Genomic DNA, 17,468 nt, shown 5'->3' on the forward strand with positions numbered 1-17,468 from the left:
CCAATCGCCGCAGAGGTGTTTTGCCATCGCGAAAAACACGCTATATCTCGTGCAGCAGCGCGTACTGCATAGTCTATTTCGATTCATTTATTTGGGTGACAAAAGGGTGGCGACATGGAAATTCGCGAACGTTTGAAACCGTTTACAGTCAAAGACGATCGTATCGGCGCGCTCGCGCTGTTCCCGACCTTTGCTGTCTATTTCTTGACCCTGTATCTGGCGATCTCCTATGTGAGTGCGCCGCTGATCCTGATCCCCATGATGGTGCTGAACGGGCTCACCGCTGTGCGGCTCTACGTGTTGCAGCATGATTGTGGCCACGCGTCGCTGTTCAAAAGCCGCAAGCACAATGACTGGGCGGGTGAAGCGTTGTCGATCCTGACATTCGCGCCTTACGCCGCGATGCGCCACAACCACAATCTGCATCATTCGCATCTGAGCAATCTTGAAGCGCGCGAAACTGGTGAGATCTTTACCATGACCGTGCGGGAGTGGTCCGAGGCCGGGTTCTGGCAACGCCTGCAATACCGGCTTTATCGCAATCCCTTTATCCTGATCCCGGCAGGCAGCCTGTTCACCTATTTCATCCGCTATCGTTGGCCCAAGAACGCCGGAGACATGGTCGGTAGTGTGTTCCTGCACAATGTCGCCATCGCGGCTTATATGATCGGTTTGTATGCGCTTTTCGGCTGGACCGGGATTCTGATCTGGTTCCTCAGCTCGTTTATGGGCGGCATGGTTGGCGTGTTCATGGTCTATCTGCAGCATAATTTTGAAGACACTTATTGGGACCGCAAACCCGATCTTGATCCGCGCATTGCCGCGCTTCAGGGCTCGTCCGCTCTGGATCTTGGATGGTGGATGGATCTGGCCTCGGCCAATATCGCCTATCATGACATCCACCACTACAACGCCCGTATCCCGCATTATAACCTGCGCAAATGCCACCAGATGATCCGCGACGAATACGGGCTGCCGACGATCAAATGGCCCGAGGCCTTGCGGTCTTTCACGTTGAAATTGTGGGACGAAGATCAGGAACGGCTGGTGCCATTTCCAAAAGACGCACCAATCGCCACTCCGGCAGAGTAGGGGGCGCTGCCCCCTCGGCCACTGGCCTCACCCCCGGAGTATTTGCGCCAAAATGAAGCGCACGTCTTTCTTCATTTTGGTCAAGATACTCAAAACAAAAGCCGCGCCCGAGGGTGCGGCTCTTTGGTTTTCTTTAGCACTTGGCTTAGGCCAGAACCCCATCCGCGCCCAAAATGGTCTTGCCACCCAAGTAAGGCGCCAGAACCTCTGGCAGCTCGACCGAGCCATCCGACCGCTGTCCGTTTTCCAAAACGGCGATCAAGCACCGGCCCACGGCCAGACCCGAGCCGTTCAGTGTATGCAGAAACTCAGGCTTGCCGCCATCGGCAGGTTTAAAGCGCGCATTCATGCGGCGTGCCTGAAAGTCACCGGTGGTCGATACCGAGGAAATCTCGCGATAGGTGTTTTGACCGGGCACCCAGGCTTCAATGTCAAAGGTTCGACGCGCACCGAACCCCATGTCACCGGTACACAAGACAATCGTGCGGTAGGGGATGCCCAGTTTCTCTAAGATACCTTCGGCACAGCCCAGCATGCGTTTTTGCTCGTCGTCGGACTTCTCCGGGTGCACGATCGACACCATCTCGACCTTTTCGAACTGGTGTTGGCGCAGCATGCCGGTGGTGTCTTTACCAGCTGAGCCTGCTTCCGAGCGAAAACACAAGGTATGCGCGGCCATGCGAATGGGCAGGGCGCTTTCTTCCAGCGTATCGCCCGCCACGGTAAAGGTCAGCGGCACTTCTGACGTGGGCACCAGCCACCAGCCGTTTGTAGTCTGATAGCTGTCATCGCCAAACTTCGGCAATTTGTCTGTGCCGTACATCGCTTCGTCGCGCACCAACACCGGGCTGTTCATTTCGGTCAGACCGTTTTCATCCACATGCGTGTCGATCATGAACTGCGCCAGTGCCCGGTGAATGCGCGCCACGGCACCCTTCAGCATGACAAACCGCGCGCCCGAGATCTTGGCGGCCAATTCAAAGTCCATCGACTTGGCCACGCCTGCGATCTCAAAATGCTCTTTCGGGTCAAAATCAAACGCGGGCAGGGTGCCCCACGTGCGCACCTCGACGTTGTCGTTTTCATCACCACCCTGGGGCACGTCCTCGGCGGGCGAGTTTGGAATGCGGGCCAGCATATCTGTGAGCTTGGCATCCAGTTCCTTGGCCTCGACCTGCATGGCGGCTGTTTCGGCCTTTTTCTCACCTACAAGGGTGCGCAGACGCTCAAACTCGGCGTCATTGCCGCTGGCTTTTGCGGCGCCAACCTCTTTGGCGGCCTTCTTTTGCTCAGATTGTGCAGCTTCGGCGGCGGCGATCTTGGCGCGGCGCTCGGCGTCCAGTGACAGAACCTCTGACGACATCGGCTCGGCCCCGCGCAAGGCGAGGGCGGCATCGAGAGCAGCGGGATTTTCGCGGATCGCACGGATGTCATGCATGTCAGGTGTCCTTGAGCTGGTGAATCACTTGCAAACCCGCTTATGGCGCATTTTTTTACGGATCGTAAGCGGGGCCGTCGTGCGTCGCGTCAAATCTGTTGCATTCACGCGCAAACAGCCCTTTCCCACCTTGCAACCGGGCGCAATGCCCCATAGGTTCCCAGCGACTTTGCGGGTGCGTCCCGCGCACCGTAAAAAGGAAAGACCGACATGGAAGCCATCGGCCAGTTTATGCCCCTCATCCTGATCTTTGCGATCATGTATTTCCTGCTGATCCGTCCGCAGCAGAAAAAAGTGAAAGAGCACGCCGCGATGGTTGATGCGGTCCGTCGTGGAGACCAGGTCGTGACCCAGGGTGGTCTGATCGGCAAGGTCTCAAAAGTCAAAGAAGACAATGAAATCGAAGTCGAGATCGCCGAAGGCGTCAAGGTTCGTGTGGTCAAGGCGACCATCGCGCAGGTTCTGTCCAAGACCGAACCCGCTGCCAACAGCTAGTCAACGCCACAGGGGGCCAGTCTGACACCGGACTGGCCCCCGGTCGTTTCACGTAAACACCAGGCGGCGTGCTGGTTGAACCCTCGTTCGATCCGGATATGCCCCAAAGCAAAACAAGGCCGCTTCGATGCTGCAAATCGACCTCTGGAAACGGGTTCTGATCTGGGCCGCTGTGGCGCTTGGCCTTTTAATGGCCACGCCCAATGGCTTTTATGAACGGGTTGAGGCGCATAATGACGCCGTGGCCTCACTGGAACTGGGATACGAAGGCAACGGGCTGGAAGAACAGGCCGCTTTGTGGCCCAGTTGGATGCCCTCTGGCCTTGTGAACCTTGGGCTTGATCTGCGGGGCGGTGCGCATTTGCTGGCCGAAGTGCAGGTGGCAGATGTCTATGAGACACGCGTTAAATCCATGTGGCCGGAAATCCGCGACATGCTGCGCGAGGAACGTGCCACCATCGGCACAATCCGCCTGCAACCGTCTGAGCCTGACAAGCTGGTCGTGAAGATCTCAAAACCCGAACAGATTGACCGTGCCGCGTCCCTAGTGCGTGGTCTCGCGCGCCCTGTGATCTCGGTCACCGGGGCAGGTCAGAACGACATTGTTGTCACCATCAACGGTGACACGTTCATCGTGCAACTCTCTGAAGCCGAGAAATTGGCCACAGATGAGCGCACGGTTCAGCAATCACTGGAAATCATTCGTCGCCGGATTGATGAGGTCGGCACCCGTGAGCCGACCATTCAACGGCAGGGCGCGGATCGTATTCTGATCCAAGTGCCTGGCATCGGTTCGGCCGCGGAATTGAAAGAGATCATCGGCACCACGGCGCAGCTGACCTTTCACCCCGTGATTGGTCGCGGGTCTGACCCCGACGTCAACCCCGGACCGGGCAATGAGATTTTCCCATCGCTTGACGAAGAAGGCACCTATTACACCGTAGAAAGTGCCGCCGTGGTTACCGGCGAAGAGCTGGTTGATGCGCAGCCTTCGTTTGATCAGAACAACACGCCTGCGGTTTCTTTCCGATTTAACCCAACTGGGGCACGGAAGTTCGGCAACTATACGGCTGAGAACATCGGCTCGCCCTTTGCCATCGTGCTGGATGGCGAAGTTGTCTCGGCACCAGTGATCCAGTCACATATCCCTGGCGGCTCGGGCATCATCACCGGACGTTTCAGCGTTGAAGAAAGCACCAATCTGGCCATCTTGCTGCGGGCCGGCGCCTTGCCTGCGGGGCTCGAGTTCCTCGAAGAACGCACCATTGGTCCGGAGTTGGGCCAAGACAGCATCGACGCGGGCCGCATTGCCTGTATCGTCGCCTTTGCCGCAGTGTTGGTCTTTATGGTGCTCAGCTATGGCCTGTTTGGCATCTTTGCCAACGTAGCGCTGATCATCAACGTCGGCCTGATCTTCGGGTTGCTCAGCATGATTGGCGCAACGCTGACCCTGCCGGGCATCGCGGGCATCGTTCTGACCATCGGGATGGCGGTTGACGCCAACGTCTTGGTGTTTGAGCGCATCCGTGAAGAGCTTAAGACCGCCAAAGGGCCAGCCCGCGCTATTGAACTGGGCTACGAAAAAGCCCTCAGCGCCATTCTCGATGCCAACATCACCACCATGATCACCGCTGTGATCCTGCTGGTCATGGGCTCGGGTCCTGTTCAGGGCTTTGCCTGGACGCTCATGATTGGCATCGCCACATCCGTCTTCACCGCGATCTTTGTGACGCGTCTGATGATCGTGACGTGGTTTGAACGCCGCCGTCCCAAGACAATCGAGGTTTGATCCATGCGTCTGAGACTTGTTCCTAAAGACACCAAGTGGGATTTCTTCTCGCGTCCGACCCTGTGGCTGGGTATTTCCAGCGTCCTGATTGTCCTCGCGCTTGTGTCGTTCTTCCTTCAAGGTCTGAACTACGGCATCGACTTCCGGGGCGGGACCACGATCCGGACCGAAAGCACGCAAGTGGTTGTGGTTGCCGACTATCGCAATGCCATCCAGCCGCTTGAACTGGGCGATGTATCGATCACCGAAGTGTTCGATCCGACCTTTGAAGACAACCAATACGTCACAATGATCCGCATTCAGGCTCAGGAAGGGCAGGAAGCGGTCACCGCTGACGTGGTGCGCGACATCGAGGCTGCCCTGAAAACTGTGGCACCGGACATTTCCTTTGTTTCGGTCGAATCCGTAGGGCCCAAGGTTTCGGGCGAGTTGATCCAGACCGCTGTGATCGCTGTTCTTTTGGCTATCGCGGCAGTTCTGGTCTACATCTGGCTGCGGTTTGAGTGGCAGTTTGCGCTGGGGGCGGTGGCCGCCCTTGTTCACGACGTGATCCTGACTATCGGCGTGTTCTCAGAACTGCAAATCCGATTTGACCTCGCCATTATCGCAGCGCTTCTCACAATTGTGGGCTACTCGCTCAACGATACCGTGGTCGTGTTCGACCGCGTCCGCGAAAACCTGCGCAAGTACAAAAAGCTTGACCTCAAGGCGGTTCTGAACCTCTCGATCAACGAGACCCTGAGCCGGACAGTGATGACCTCGGTCACCACGCTTCTGGCGCTGATCTCGCTGTTTGTGCTGGGTGGCGACGTGATCCGTGGCTTTGTCTTTGCGATGATCTGGGGCGTGATTGTCGGTACCTATTCGTCGATCTTCGTGGCTTCGGCGGTTCTGCTGAAACTGGGTGTGAAACGCGACTGGTCCAAGCCATCAAATACTGGTGGCAATCAATTCGCCAACATCGATGCCTGATATTCTGGCCGAAGTCCTCGCGCTTGAGGGCTTGGCCTGGATCATCGGCGCAACCTTTTTGGCAGGGCTGGTGCGCGGCTTTTCCGGCTTTGGCACGGCCCTGATCTATGTCCCGATTGCCGCACAATACCTGTCTCCGATCTGGGTGATTATCACGATTGCCCTGATGGACGTTGCGGGGCCAGCCCCGAACCTGCCAAAAGTGTGGAAAGATCGCACCTCTGGCGATCTGGTACGCATGTTTGTCGGGGTGCTGGTTGGACTGCCCATCGGATTGGCCCTGCTGACTATGGTAGACCCCAATGTCTTTCGCTACACGGTATCGATTCTGGCTTTATTGCTGCTGGTGCTTTTGCTGAGTGGGTTTCGCTATCGCGGCGCTGTGCGCCCCTCGATGCTCTACGGGATTGGCGGCGCGTCCGGCTTTCTGGGGGGCGTCGCGGGTATTCCCGGCCCACCGATGATCATGTTCTACATGACCAGCACATTGCCCGTCGCCGTGATCCGCGCCAATGCCACCCTGTTTCTGGTCGGCTATGACGTGATTCTGGTGGCCATGGTGGCGGTGCAGGGGCTGCTGAATGGCGTACCTTTGGTGCTGGGGCTGTTCTTGACCCTTCCCAACATGCTTGGCAATTACGTCGGTGGGCTTATCTTTAACCCTGACTACCAGCGCGTCTACCGGGCGGTCGCTTACCTTTTGGTTGCTGCCACTGCGATTTCCAGCCTGCCGTTTTGGTCCTGAGGAGAGTGACATGAACCTGAGCGAAGTTCTCTATACCCAAGCGGTGCCGATCGAAAGCTATGGGCCCGGGTTCTTCCGCATCGCCGGTGAGGTCATTGAAGGTGGCGCGCTGATCCACGCCGCCGGGGCAAAAGGCTGGGGCGGTTTTGAAGATACGGCAACAGTTCTGGCCATGAAGGATAAGATTGATTTCATCCTCCTCGGCACCGGAGACGCCATGACGCCGGTTCCGGCCGCTTTCCGCATGGCCCTGCAAGAAGCTGAAATCGGGATTGAGCCCATGGCCACGCCATCGGCCTGTCGCACCTATAACGTGCTGGTTTCCGAAGGGCGTCGTGTCGCCGCCGTACTGGTCCCAATCGAGGGCTAGTCCGGCAATCCGGCGCGCCGCAATCCATCGGCCAACCGGTCCCAATGCCGTCCATGCCGCCACATGGCCCGGAACCCTCCGGCAAGCTCAGTCAATGTGGTATTGGGTGCCGCCAGCCCGCGCGACGCATACTCGCGCTGACGATGGTCCACAAAGGCGCGCAAGGCTGTCTCGGCCTCTTCCTGCCGTCCGGACTGTGCATAGGCTGCAACAAGCACCGCATCCGCAAGCGAGTTCAGCCGTGCTTCACCGATCAGTTTGGAGACGGCATCGTCATACCGCCCCAGAAAGAAATAGATCTGGCCCATGATCCAATCCAGCGATGGCGGATGCATCGGATCCAGCCGCATGGCCTCGACCACCACGTCTCGAGCCTTGTCTGCTTGCCCCAATAGCAGAAAGCCATAACCGCACCAGGCCATTGATTCCGCTTCGTTTTCAATCAACGATAGCGTTCTTTGAAACTGTTTGTCCGCCTGGTCCCATTGGCGCGCGCACAGGTACGCATAGCCCAGCTGGTCCTGAATATAGACGTCGCGATTGTCCAGCGCCGCCCCCTTGCGGGCGATTTCCAGGGCGTATGTCGGCGCATCGGTGTCGGCGAGGCCCAACCACAGGTCTACAACGTAGGTGTCGGCCAGATACATATAGACACGGGCATAGTCGGGGTCGATTTCCAGCGCCCGCTCAAAGCAGGTCTTGGCCCGAGCATTGTCGATCGCGTTCAACCCGTCCCTCAGGGCCTTGCCCTTCAACAACAGCTCATAGGCCTGCATCTTGTCGGTGGGTTTGTGCGTGACATTGTCAGCGACATCGCTTTGCACCAGCCCCGGTAGCACTGCGACGATGCTCTGGGTCACTTCATCCTGAACGGCAAAGATGTCCTCAAGGTCGCGGTCATAGCGTTCGGCCCAAAGGTGCCTGCCCGTGTCGACCGAAATCAGACGCGCCGAAACCCGCACACGGTTGCCAGCCTTTCGGACACTGCCTTCGACCAGATATTGCACCCCCAGCTTGTCCGCGATCTCGCGTTCGCTCAGATCCGACTCCCGGAACCGAAAGGACGAATTGCGCGACACCACGAACAGGGTCCGAAAGCGTGAAAGCCCGGTGATGATGTCTTCGGATATGCCATCGCTGAAAAACTGCTGATCGCTGTCGCCGCTCAGGTTCGAAAACGGCAGCACCGCGACCGAGGGTTTTTTACGACCCTTGGACACAGGCATCGCCTTGGGCGCCGCAGTAGGGCGCCATTGAAACAGGTTGACCGGGCGCGAGATATTCTTGAGGCGCCTTTCGCCTGCATCTTCGAACGGGTCTTCGATCAGGTTGCCAAGGCTCTCATGCACGATGGACGAGATGCAAACCCCACCGGTCTCGGCTTCTCCCTCAAGCCGCGCGGCAAGGTTCACACCATGGCCATAGACGTCATCCTCATCGATAATCACATCGCCCAGATGCACGCCGATGCGCAGCGTGATCTCTGACGGATGGCTTGCGAGGGTTTTCTGGATGTCGATGGCACAGCGCACGGCCTCCACCACCGAGGGGAACTCGACCAGTGATCCATCCCCGATCAGCTTGATCAGCCGACCGTTGTAAGCGTCAAGTTTTGGGTCAAAGACTTCCTCGCGATGCTTTTTGAGCCGCGTCAGGGTCATGGCCTCGTCATCTGCCATCAGCGCAGAATAGCCAACAACATCTGCGGCGAGTATGGCGGCCAGTCTGCGTTCCAAGAAGTCACCTCTGATCAGAGTGTCATCATCGCGCGGGGGATGGCGCTCCACAACATGTTTCTGCGCGCGGCTATTACCCAGATGGGCAGCGTGGCTATGCAACCAAAAAATGGGTCACGTCAGAAAGTATCGCCCACAAGGCTAGAACTACTACCCGGAGCGATCCTGCGACGAGGCCTGGACTAACTTTGAGTGTACGATAGCAATCTCGCCAGTGTCGCCACCAAGAATGAAGGCACGTAAGCCAAAGAGTGAAAGTTAGGTCACCGCTGTACTAAAGGACAAATGACAGGGGAGTTTTCGGTTTAAAAGAATGTGCTTTTGATCGGCAGGGTTCTAACTTGTGTAATGCAACTGCACTACACAGCATCAATCCCCAATAGTTTTAAGGAGTCATCATGTCTCGCACCCCACGTTCATTTTCTCACATAGGGCTCTCAGTGCCAGATGTTGATGCAGCCGTTAAATTCTATTCTGAAGTGCTGGGATTCTACGTCATCATGCCGCCCACTGATGTGCTGGAGGATGACAGTGACATTGGAGTGATGTGCACGGACGTATTTGGACCAGAGTGGAGAAAATTGCGTATCGCACATATGGCTACTGCAGACCGTGTTGGCATCGAGATTTTTGAGTTTGACGGAAATTATGCGCCAGAAAACAACATTGATTTCCGTCGCAATGGCACTTTTCACTTTTGCATCCAGGATCCCGACGTTGAAGGTCTTGTAGAAAAGATTGTGGCAGCAGGGGGCAAGCAGCGGATGCCTATCCGCCACTACTATCCAGGTGAGAAACCCTATCGAATGGTCTATGTGGAAGACCCGTTTGGCATTGTCTTCGAACTGTACAGCCACTCTTACGAGCTGACCTATTCATCCGGTGCTTACACCTGACATTTGTATCCTAAGAAGGGATAGTCTGGGCGCCATGCGGCCCCTCGCAACACCTTTCCATTTGTACAATATGACCAAATTGCCCGTAGAGTTTTGAACAAACTGCACAGTTTGCGCCTCTTTCACGCTTTCTGAACAATTGGTTAACACCTTGATACATCTCAAGGCGCAGGCGGGCAGGGGGGCGTTACACAGCGATGCGCGGCAATTGATGCTTTTGCCGAAGACCCCTTTGCGCTAAGGCATGACGCATGACTTTGACCGTAAAAGACCTCACCATTTCCCGCGGCGGTATTCCCGTTCTGGAAGGGTTGAATTTCTCGCTCGAGCCGGGCCATGCCCTGATCTTGCGGGGACCAAACGGTGTCGGCAAAACCACTTTGTTGCGCACCGTTGCCGGGCTGCAGCCACCTGTCGAAGGCGAGGTTCAAGCCGCCCCGGAATCCTTTGCTTACGCGGCCCACTCGGATGGTTTGAAAGCCACGCTAAGTGTTTCGGAAAACTTGCATTTCTGGGCGGATGTCTTTGGTACCAAAGGCATTCAGCAAGCACTGGACGGTTTTGATTTGAATGGTCTTGTGGATCGCCCCGCAGGGGCTTTGTCCGCTGGACAGAAGCGTCGTCTGGGCCTTGCGCGCCTGCTGGTTACTGGGCGTCCGGTCTGGATTTTGGATGAGCCCACCGTGTCTTTGGACGTGGCCTCGGTTGAGCTGTTTGCCAACGCGGTGCGTGCCCATCTGGCCGAGGGCGGCTCGGCCCTCATTGCCACCCACATCGACCTCGGGCTTGATGCCGAAGTGTTGGACGTCGGTCCCTTCCGGGCCAAGCCGAAATCCGGCACCGGTGGCTTCGACGGATTGGATGAGAGCTTCCTATGATTTCACTTCTCATCCGTGATCTTCGACTGGCCATGCGTGCCGGGGGCGGCTTTGGCCTCGGGTTGTCTTTTTTCCTTATCGTTACAGTACTTGTGCCTTTTGGCGTCGGTCCTGAAAGCGCGCTTTTGGCCAAGATCGCGCCGGGAATTCTGTGGCTTGGCGCGCTCTTGGCGTGCCTGCTGTCCCTGGACCGGATTTTTGCCCTGGACTGGGAGGACGGCTCGCTTGACCTGCTGGCCACATCGCCCCTGCCGATGGAGGGCGTGGTAACGGTCAAAGCGCTGGCGCACTGGCTGACGACAGGGTTGCCGCTGTGTCTTGCATCGCCAGTGTTTGGGTTGCTGCTGAGCCTGCCAGAGCAGGGGTACAAATGGCTCATTGTCTCGCTCGTTCTTGGCACGCCAGCGCTCTCTGTGATCGGCACATTTGGCGCCGCACTAACCGTCGGGCTGAAACGTGGAGGCCTGTTGCTGTCGCTTCTGGTTCTGCCACTCTACGTGCCAACATTGATTTTTGGGGCCGAAGTCGCCCGACGCGGGGCCGAAGGCCTAACCACCACCACCCCCGTCCTGATGCTGGCTGGCATTTCCGCAGGCACAATTGCGTTACTTCCCTTTGCGTCTGCCTTGGTGTTACGAGTGAATTTGCGATAGGACGGTCCGGGTTAACCCATGTCAAAGACAGGCTGACGCCCAACGGGCATTGGAAGCCACAAAGGCAAGGAAACGAAACCAAAATGAACATGAATGCACTTTGGGAATATGCCAATCCCGTTAAGTTTAGCCGAACCGTCAGCCTGGTGTTGCCCTGGGTGTCGGTGCTGGCGCTCGTGTCTCTTGTGGGCGGGTTGATCTGGGGGTTTTTCTTTACCCCGGATGATTTCCGCCAAGGCTCGACGGTCAAGATCATCTTTATTCACGTGCCATCCGCAATGATGGCGATCTCGGCGTGGTTTATGATGCTTGTGACCTCGCTGATCTGGCTGATCCGACGTCACCACGTCTCGGCACTTGCGGCGAAGGCCGCAGCGCCCATTGGTATTGTTATGACGCTGATTGCATTGGCCACTGGCGCAATCTGGGGGCAGCCGATGTGGGGCACGTGGTGGGCTTGGGACCCGCGTCTGACGTCATTCTTGATCCTGTTCCTGTTCTATCTGGGCTATGTTGCCTTGTGGGAGGCGATCGACAATCCGGACACGGCCGCAGATCTCACGTCTGTTCTTTGTATCGTCGGTTCGGTCTTTGCGTTCCTCAGCCGCTATGCGGTGAATTTCTGGAACCAAGGTCTGCATCAGGGCGCGTCGCTGAGCCTCGACAAAGAGGAAAACGTGGCGGATGTGTTCTCGACCCCGCTTTATGTGTGCATTGCAGGGTTCATATTACTGTTTGTCGCGCTTGTATTCCTGCGTACGCGTACCGAAATTCATAAACGGCGCACCAAGGCGCTGTTAGCACGGGAGAGACTGGGATGATGCCTGATCTGGGAAAATACGCCGATGCGGTGCTGTCGTCTTATGCCGTCTCAATCTTGCTGTTGATCGTGCTTGTCGCTGTCAGCATCCGCGCCGCGCGCAAGGCGCGGGCGGAACTGGAACAAATCGAGGGTCGTCGCAATGGCTAGAATCTCTCCTCTGATGATCGCACCGCCCCTGGTCTTTGCCGGGCTTGCAGCCCTGTTTTTTATTGGCATGCAGCGGGAAAACCCCGATGAATTGCCCACCAACCTTGCTGGCAAACCCGCGCCGGAACTGCCCGTCACGCAACTGGGGTCACTTGAGACGTTCGACTCTTCGGTTCTGACGAATGGCGAGGTTAAGCTGGTGAACTTCTGGGCAAGCTGGTGTGGTCCATGCCGCGTAGAACATCCCACTCTGATGCAGCTAGAGGCCGAGGGCATGCCGGTTTACGGTGTGAACTACAAGGATGACCCTGGCAACGCCTTGACCTTCCTTGCTGAGCTTGGCGATCCCTATATCGCTGCGGGCGCGGACAGAACTGGTCGGATTGGGATTGACTGGGGCGTCTACGGCGTGCCGGAAACTTTCCTGATCGACGGCGACGGCAAGATCATCACGCGCATCGCAGGGCCTGTGACCCAGCGAAAACTACTGGAACGCTTGCAGCCCAAGATCGACGAGCTGGCCGCGGGCTCCTGATCTCAGATCGAGAACCGCAAAGACATGCAGGACAGGCCGCCATCAACAAGGGTGGCCTGCGTTGTGTCCAGCACCACCACCTTATAGCCCGCTTTGTCCAGTGCATCTGCCGTGCGCGGATTGCCTGAGGACAGAAACACAGTGTCGTTGACCCGGATCGCGTTGGCGGCGAGGTCTTCGCCTTCAGCGGTGTGGATCACGCGGTAATCGTCAAAACAACCCGACGCTGACAGTTTGGGGGTGGCGAGGATGGTCTCGGCGTCCAGCAAGCTGCTTTCAGTTTTGAAATGCAGAATGTCAGCCGGCGTTTCGAGAATGCGCAGTTTGTAGCCCAGGTCGGACACGATCGGACCAAGGTCTTCGGCACCAGTGCGGTCCGTACGGGCCGATAGGCCGACCATAACCTCGTGATCAGAACACAAGATATCGCCACCATCGACAAAGCCCTCGGTTTGCAGATCGATCACGCCCGTCATGATCCGTGTGAGATCAGGGCGCAGAGCTGCAGCCTCTCCCAGACGGGTTTCGGCGCCGGGACGCAGGACGATGGCCTGACCTTTCAAGCACAAAGCGGCGTCTTCGATAAACACGCTGTCAGGGAACCGCTCATCGGCGGGCAATACCTCAACCTCGGCACCAGTTGCGCGAAGGGCCGCAACATAACTCGCGTGTTCGCTGCGAAACACATCTGCGCTGGGATCACCCTGATCCTCGGCCCTCAGACCATCTGTGACCGAATTGGAAGGTGTGCGGCAAAGCGCGTGGGTGAAGGTAAAGCTGTGGTTGGCCATTCGACATCTCTTGGGTTAAGTCGACGCAAAATGGCGGATGTCGCCGGTCGTGGCAAGCGCTATCAGGCGGCGTGGGCCTTGCGGCCCACATCAGTGTTTGCTTTGCCCCGATCGGGCAAAGCGGTTGGCGCCTGAGGAAAACACTTGGCATCCGGTCGGCGGCCTGTCTTGGTAAGGCGTAAGTCGAGGGACAGGAGGCGCAAATGCTGACGCAGGATGAGGCGGTCAAACGCTGGGAGGGGATTTTTGATCCCGCGACCATCGATCAGAATTTCCGCGACTTGTGGCAGACTTGGCCCTCGCTGACGGTGGCTCGGGATGGCCAGATTTTGCCACTGCCCAATGGGAACCCTGTTGCGTTGCCCGAGACCTTTCAGGTGGGCAGGCGTTGTCTGGAGACACAGGCACATCTGGGCACCATGCGGATGAGTGGGCTGGCGGTACTGCATCGGGGTCAACTGGTGCATGAGGTTTATGGTCGGGGGCGCAGCGAACAGGATGTCTCTATCCTTTGGTCGGTCAGCAAGGCCGTCACAGCGCTGATGCTAGGGATTGCGCAAGGCGAAGGGGCGCTGCCGGACTTTCAGGTGCTGGTCACTGACTATGTCCCGGAGCTCAACGGCACCGGGTTTGATGGGGTCAGTGTGCAGCAGGTGATGGACATGCTAAGCGGCATTCGTTGGCGAGAGGCTTATGATGATCCAACCTCTGAGGTCGTGCGTTCAATCACATCGTTCCAGACCGGGGCGCAGGACGATTTCGCCCGCGAGATGGTGCGGGCACGGGAGCCCGGCACTTTTAGCCAGTACGCCAGTATTGAAACACATGTTCTGGGGTGGGTGCTGCGCCGCGCGACGGGCGAGACGGTTGCAGACTACCTGCGCACGCGGCTCTGGCAGCCACTGGGTGTCGAAGGCGACATGCACATGCTGGTGGATCAAGAGGGTGAACCGATGGTGTTTGGCGGCATGTTCATGCGGCTGCGTGATCTGGCACGCATTGGCCAGATGGTTCTGGACGGGGGCAGGGCGCAGGATGGTCGCCAGATTGTGCCCGAAGACTGGATCAAAACCATGGCTGTGCCGGATGTGCATCCCCTGATGCCCGGCGTCGGGCTGCCGCATGCCGAAAGTGAATACGGCTACAAAAACCAGTGGTGGATCCCGATGCGGCCTGATGGCGGCGATTTCAGCGCCATCGGGATCTATGGCCAGTTCCTCTATGTGAACCCGGTCCGCAAAGTCGTTATCGCCATGAACGGAGCCTATCCGAGTTACACTGAGGACGGCCCAATGCGTACGCTTGAAACCCTCTGCCTGTTTCAACAGATCGCCCGCAGCCTGTCACCTTGAGCAAAAGAAAAACCCCGCTCGAAAGCGAGGTTTTCGTCTGCTGAAACCGCCAAGTTAGGTTTTTGCCAGATTTCGCAGCACGTAGTGCAGCACGCCGCCATGTTCGACATACTCAATCTCGGGGGCCGTATCGATGCGGCACTTGAGGGTGATCTCGTGGACCGTCCCGTCGGCCATGGTGATTGAACATGGCACTTCTTGCAGCGGCTCGATTGTATCCAATCCTGAGATCGACACAGTTTCTTCGCCGGTCAGCCCTAGTGTCTTGCGATTGTCGCCACCGGTGAACTCAAACGGGATCACGCCCATGCCCACAAGGTTTGATCGGTGGATACGTTCAAAGCTTTCGGCGATCACCGCTTTGACACCCAAGAGCGCGGTCCCTTTAGCGGCCCAATCACGCGATGAGCCAGCGCCATATTGCTCACCGCCAAAGACGACCAGCGGTGTGCCGGCCTCTTGATAGGCCATCGAGGCGTCAAAGATCGAGGTCTGCGCGCCATCGGGGCCCTTGGTGTAACCCCCTTCAACGCCGTCCAGCATCTCGTTTTTGATGCGGATGTTGGCGAAGGTGCCGCGCATCATGATCTCGTGGTTGCCGCGCCGCGACCCATACGAGTTGAATTCGCGCACAGGCACCTGACGATCGATCAGGTACTGACCGGCCGGGGTGGATTGCGCAAACGACCCGGCGGGTGAAATGTGATCGGTGGTGACCATGTCGCCCAGAACCAAGAGAACCTTGGCATCATCGATGTTGCTGATGGTGCCAGGCTCTGATCCCATGCCCTGAAAGTAAGGCGGGTTCTGGATATAGGTCGAGGTCGCAGGCCAGTCATAGGTTTCGCTGTCCGAGGTCTCAACCGATTGCCATTTCTCATCGCCTTTGAAGACATCGGCGTATTTCTCGATAAACGCCTCGCGGGTCACGGTTTGTTGCACCAGATCTGCGATTTCCTGTGTGCTGGGCCAGATGTCTTTCAGATAGACGTCATTGCCGTCCTTGTCCTGCGCGATAGGGTCTGACGCAAGGTTGATGTCCATCGTGCCGGCCAGCGCATATGCCACAACCAGCGGCGGAGAGGCAAGATAATTGGCGCGCACATCCGGGCTGATCCGGCCTTCAAAATTGCGGTTGCCTGAAAGAACCGAGGCGGCCACCAGATCGCCCTTGGCAATGGCCTCGGACAGTTCTTTCTGAATGGGTCCCGAATTGCCAATACAAGTGGTGCAGCCATAGCCCACAAGGTTAAACCCGATCTTGTCGAGGTCTTCCTGCAGACCAGCGGCTTCAAGGTAATGCGACACAACCTGCGAGCCCGGTGCCAGAGAGGTTTTGACCCAAGGTTTGCGGTTCAGCCCCAAGGCGGCGGCTTTGCGCGCCACCAGACCCGCGCCGATCATTACGTAAGGGTTCGAGGTGTTGGTACAGGATGTGATCGACGCGATCACCACGTCGCCCGAAGACAGGGTGTAGTCTTCGCCGTCTACCACCACTTCCTTGTTCATCGGACGCTTGAAAGTCTCTTCCATTTCGCGCCGGAAGGCTGTCTGTCCTTCGGTCAGGGCGACAAAATCTTGCGGGCGTTTGGGGCCGGAAATGGCCGGAACGATGCTGCCCATGTCGAGCGTCAGAGTGTCGGTGTAGACTGGGGCGTACCCCTCATCCCGCCACAGGCCGTTTTCCTTGGCATAGGCTTCAACCAGCGCGATGCGGTCTTCGTCGCGACCCGTGGTGCGCATGTAGCGCAGGGTTTCACCGTCGATTGGGAAAAACCCGCAGGTGGCGCCATATTCGGGGGCCATGTTGGCGATGGTGGCGCGGTCGGCCAGTGGCAAACGGTTCAGGCCTTCGCCGTAGAATTCGACGAATTTGCCAACCACGCCTTTAGCGCGCAGCATTTCAACGACTTTCAGGACCAGATCGGTGCCGGTCGTGCCTTCCATCATCTCGCCGGTCAACTCAAACCCGACAACTTCAGGGATCAGCATCGAGATCGGCTGGCCCAGCATCGCAGCCTCGGCCTCAATCCCGCCAACACCCCAACCCAGAACGGCGGCTCCGTTGACCATCGTCGTGTGGCTGTCCGTGCCAACCAACGTATCCGGATAGGCCACCTCTTCGCCGTTTTGATCGACATCGCTCCAGATGGTTTGGGCGAGATATTCAAGATTTACCTGATGGCAAATCCCGGTGCCCGGCGGCACAACGCGGAAGTTGTTGAATGCGCCTTGGCCCCATTTCAGGAACTGATAGCGCTCCATGTTGCGTTCGTACTCACGGTCAACGTTCATCTGGAACGCACGCGGGTTGCCAAATTCGTCAATCATGACCGAGTGGTCGATCACAAGGTCGACGGGGTTAAGCGGGTTGATCTTTTGCGCATCTCCCCCCAGCGCTTTGATCCCGTCGCGCATGGCGGCGAGGTCGACCACTGCTGGAACACCGGTGAAATCCTGCATCAGCACGCGGGCAGGGCGATAGGCAATCTCGCGCGGGTTCTTTCCCCCGTTGGCGCCCCATTCGGCAAAGGCTTTGATGTCATCGGTCGACACGGAAAACCCGCCGTCCTCAAAACGCAGCATGTTTTCCAGGACCACTTTCAGCGCGGCGGGAAGTTTCGAGAAATCACCCAGACCGGCCCGTTCGGCGGCAGAAATTGAGTAGTAAGAGAGCGTCTTGCCGTTGACCGTGATCTTGCTGCGGGTTTTGGCGGTGTCCTGTCCAACTTGAATAGTCATTTGCGAGCTCCGAA

General features: G+C 57.6%; 17 protein-coding genes. 13 read left to right on the plus strand and 4 right to left on the minus strand.

The window, feature by feature from the left end; translation table 11 throughout:
* Positions 1-114 precede the first annotated feature (114 nt).
* Positions 115-1,092 (plus strand): fatty acid desaturase, encoded by a 978-nt coding sequence (locus Q0932_RS11690; RefSeq protein WP_299352848.1) that lies wholly within the window; start codon positions 115-117, stop codon positions 1,090-1,092.
* Between the two features lie 145 nt (positions 1,093-1,237).
* On the opposite strand, the gene serS is transcribed toward Q0932_RS11690, so the two are convergent.
* A complete protein-coding gene (gene serS, locus Q0932_RS11695) occupies positions 1,238-2,530 on the minus strand; it encodes a serine--tRNA ligase (RefSeq protein WP_299352850.1) in 1,293 nt (430 codons plus the stop codon).
* Between the two features lie 210 nt (positions 2,531-2,740).
* On the opposite strand from serS, the gene yajC reads away from it, so the two are divergent.
* The 5 genes from yajC to Q0932_RS11720 all read left to right on the plus strand — a co-directional run bounded on the left by yajC (position 2,741) and on the right by Q0932_RS11720 (position 6,901).
* Positions 2,741-3,025 (plus strand): preprotein translocase subunit YajC, encoded by a 285-nt coding sequence (yajC, locus tag Q0932_RS11700; protein WP_299352853.1) that lies wholly within the window; start codon positions 2,741-2,743, stop codon positions 3,023-3,025.
* A 127-nt stretch (positions 3,026-3,152) separates the two neighbouring features.
* Positions 3,153-4,814, plus strand: a complete 1,662-nt coding sequence (secD, locus tag Q0932_RS11705) for a protein translocase subunit SecD (protein WP_299352855.1) — start codon at positions 3,153-3,155, stop codon at positions 4,812-4,814.
* A 3-nt stretch (positions 4,815-4,817) separates the two neighbouring features.
* On the plus strand, positions 4,818-5,786 hold the full coding sequence (secF, locus tag Q0932_RS11710) for a protein translocase subunit SecF (RefSeq protein ID WP_299352858.1): 969 nt from the start codon (positions 4,818-4,820) through the stop codon (positions 5,784-5,786).
* Positions 5,779-6,531: a sulfite exporter TauE/SafE family protein gene (locus Q0932_RS11715; protein WP_299352860.1), complete on the plus strand. Its 753-nt coding sequence runs from the start codon at positions 5,779-5,781 to the stop codon at positions 6,529-6,531. The genes secF and Q0932_RS11715 overlap by 8 nt, the downstream gene beginning before the upstream one ends.
* A 10-nt stretch (positions 6,532-6,541) precedes the next feature.
* A complete protein-coding gene (locus Q0932_RS11720) occupies positions 6,542-6,901 on the plus strand; it encodes an Mth938-like domain-containing protein (RefSeq protein ID WP_299352863.1) in 360 nt (119 codons plus the stop codon).
* Here the strand turns inward: Q0932_RS11720 and Q0932_RS11725 are convergent.
* Positions 6,898-8,637 carry an adenylate/guanylate cyclase domain-containing protein gene (locus Q0932_RS11725; protein ID WP_299352866.1) on the minus strand — a complete coding sequence of 580 codons (1,740 nt, stop codon included), beginning with the start codon at positions 8,635-8,637 and terminating at the stop codon, positions 6,898-6,900. The two genes, Q0932_RS11720 and Q0932_RS11725, sit on opposite strands and share 4 nt — an antisense overlap.
* A gap of 398 nt (positions 8,638-9,035) precedes the next feature.
* Between Q0932_RS11725 and Q0932_RS11730 the strand changes: the two genes are divergently transcribed.
* The 6 genes from Q0932_RS11730 (at position 9,036) to Q0932_RS11755 (ending at position 12,569) form a co-directional block, all read left to right on the plus strand.
* Positions 9,036-9,533 carry a lactoylglutathione lyase family protein gene (locus Q0932_RS11730; RefSeq protein WP_299352869.1) on the plus strand — a complete coding sequence of 166 codons (498 nt, stop codon included), beginning with the start codon at positions 9,036-9,038 and terminating at the stop codon, positions 9,531-9,533.
* A 251-nt stretch (positions 9,534-9,784) separates the two neighbouring features.
* Positions 9,785-10,411 carry a heme ABC exporter ATP-binding protein CcmA gene (gene ccmA, locus Q0932_RS11735; protein ID WP_299352872.1) on the plus strand — a complete coding sequence of 209 codons (627 nt, stop codon included), beginning with the start codon at positions 9,785-9,787 and terminating at the stop codon, positions 10,409-10,411.
* Complete coding sequence (gene ccmB, locus Q0932_RS11740; protein ID WP_299352874.1) at positions 10,408-11,064, plus strand: heme exporter protein CcmB; 657 nt, start codon at positions 10,408-10,410, stop codon at positions 11,062-11,064. Before ccmA ends, ccmB begins: the two co-directional genes overlap by 4 nt.
* A gap of 83 nt (positions 11,065-11,147) precedes the next feature.
* Entirely contained in the window at positions 11,148-11,885 is a 738-nt protein-coding gene (locus Q0932_RS11745; RefSeq protein ID WP_299352877.1) for a heme ABC transporter permease, read from the plus strand.
* A complete protein-coding gene (gene ccmD, locus Q0932_RS11750; RefSeq protein ID WP_299352880.1) occupies positions 11,882-12,034 on the plus strand; it encodes a heme exporter protein CcmD in 153 nt (50 codons plus the stop codon). The genes Q0932_RS11745 and ccmD overlap by 4 nt, the downstream gene beginning before the upstream one ends.
* Entirely contained in the window at positions 12,027-12,569 is a 543-nt protein-coding gene (locus Q0932_RS11755) for a DsbE family thiol:disulfide interchange protein (protein ID WP_299352884.1), read from the plus strand. The genes ccmD and Q0932_RS11755 overlap by 8 nt, the downstream gene beginning before the upstream one ends.
* A 2-nt stretch (positions 12,570-12,571) precedes the next feature.
* Here the strand turns inward: Q0932_RS11755 and Q0932_RS11760 are convergent, their stop codons facing one another.
* Positions 12,572-13,360: an arginine deiminase-related protein gene (locus Q0932_RS11760; protein WP_299352887.1), complete on the minus strand. Its 789-nt coding sequence runs from the start codon at positions 13,358-13,360 to the stop codon at positions 12,572-12,574.
* Between the two features lie 203 nt (positions 13,361-13,563).
* Between Q0932_RS11760 and Q0932_RS11765 the strand changes: the two genes are divergently transcribed.
* Entirely contained in the window at positions 13,564-14,712 is a 1,149-nt protein-coding gene (locus Q0932_RS11765; RefSeq protein WP_299352890.1) for a serine hydrolase, read from the plus strand.
* 54 nt (positions 14,713-14,766) lie between these two features.
* Here Q0932_RS11765 and acnA read toward each other — a convergent pair whose 3' ends face one another.
* On the minus strand, positions 14,767-17,454 hold the full coding sequence (acnA, locus tag Q0932_RS11770; protein ID WP_299352893.1) for an aconitate hydratase AcnA: 2,688 nt from the start codon (positions 17,452-17,454) through the stop codon (positions 14,767-14,769).
* Positions 17,455-17,468: the final 14 nt, after the last annotated feature.

Source organism: uncultured Shimia sp., from assembly GCF_947498095.1.
GTDB lineage: Bacteria > Pseudomonadota > Alphaproteobacteria > Rhodobacterales > Rhodobacteraceae > Shimia.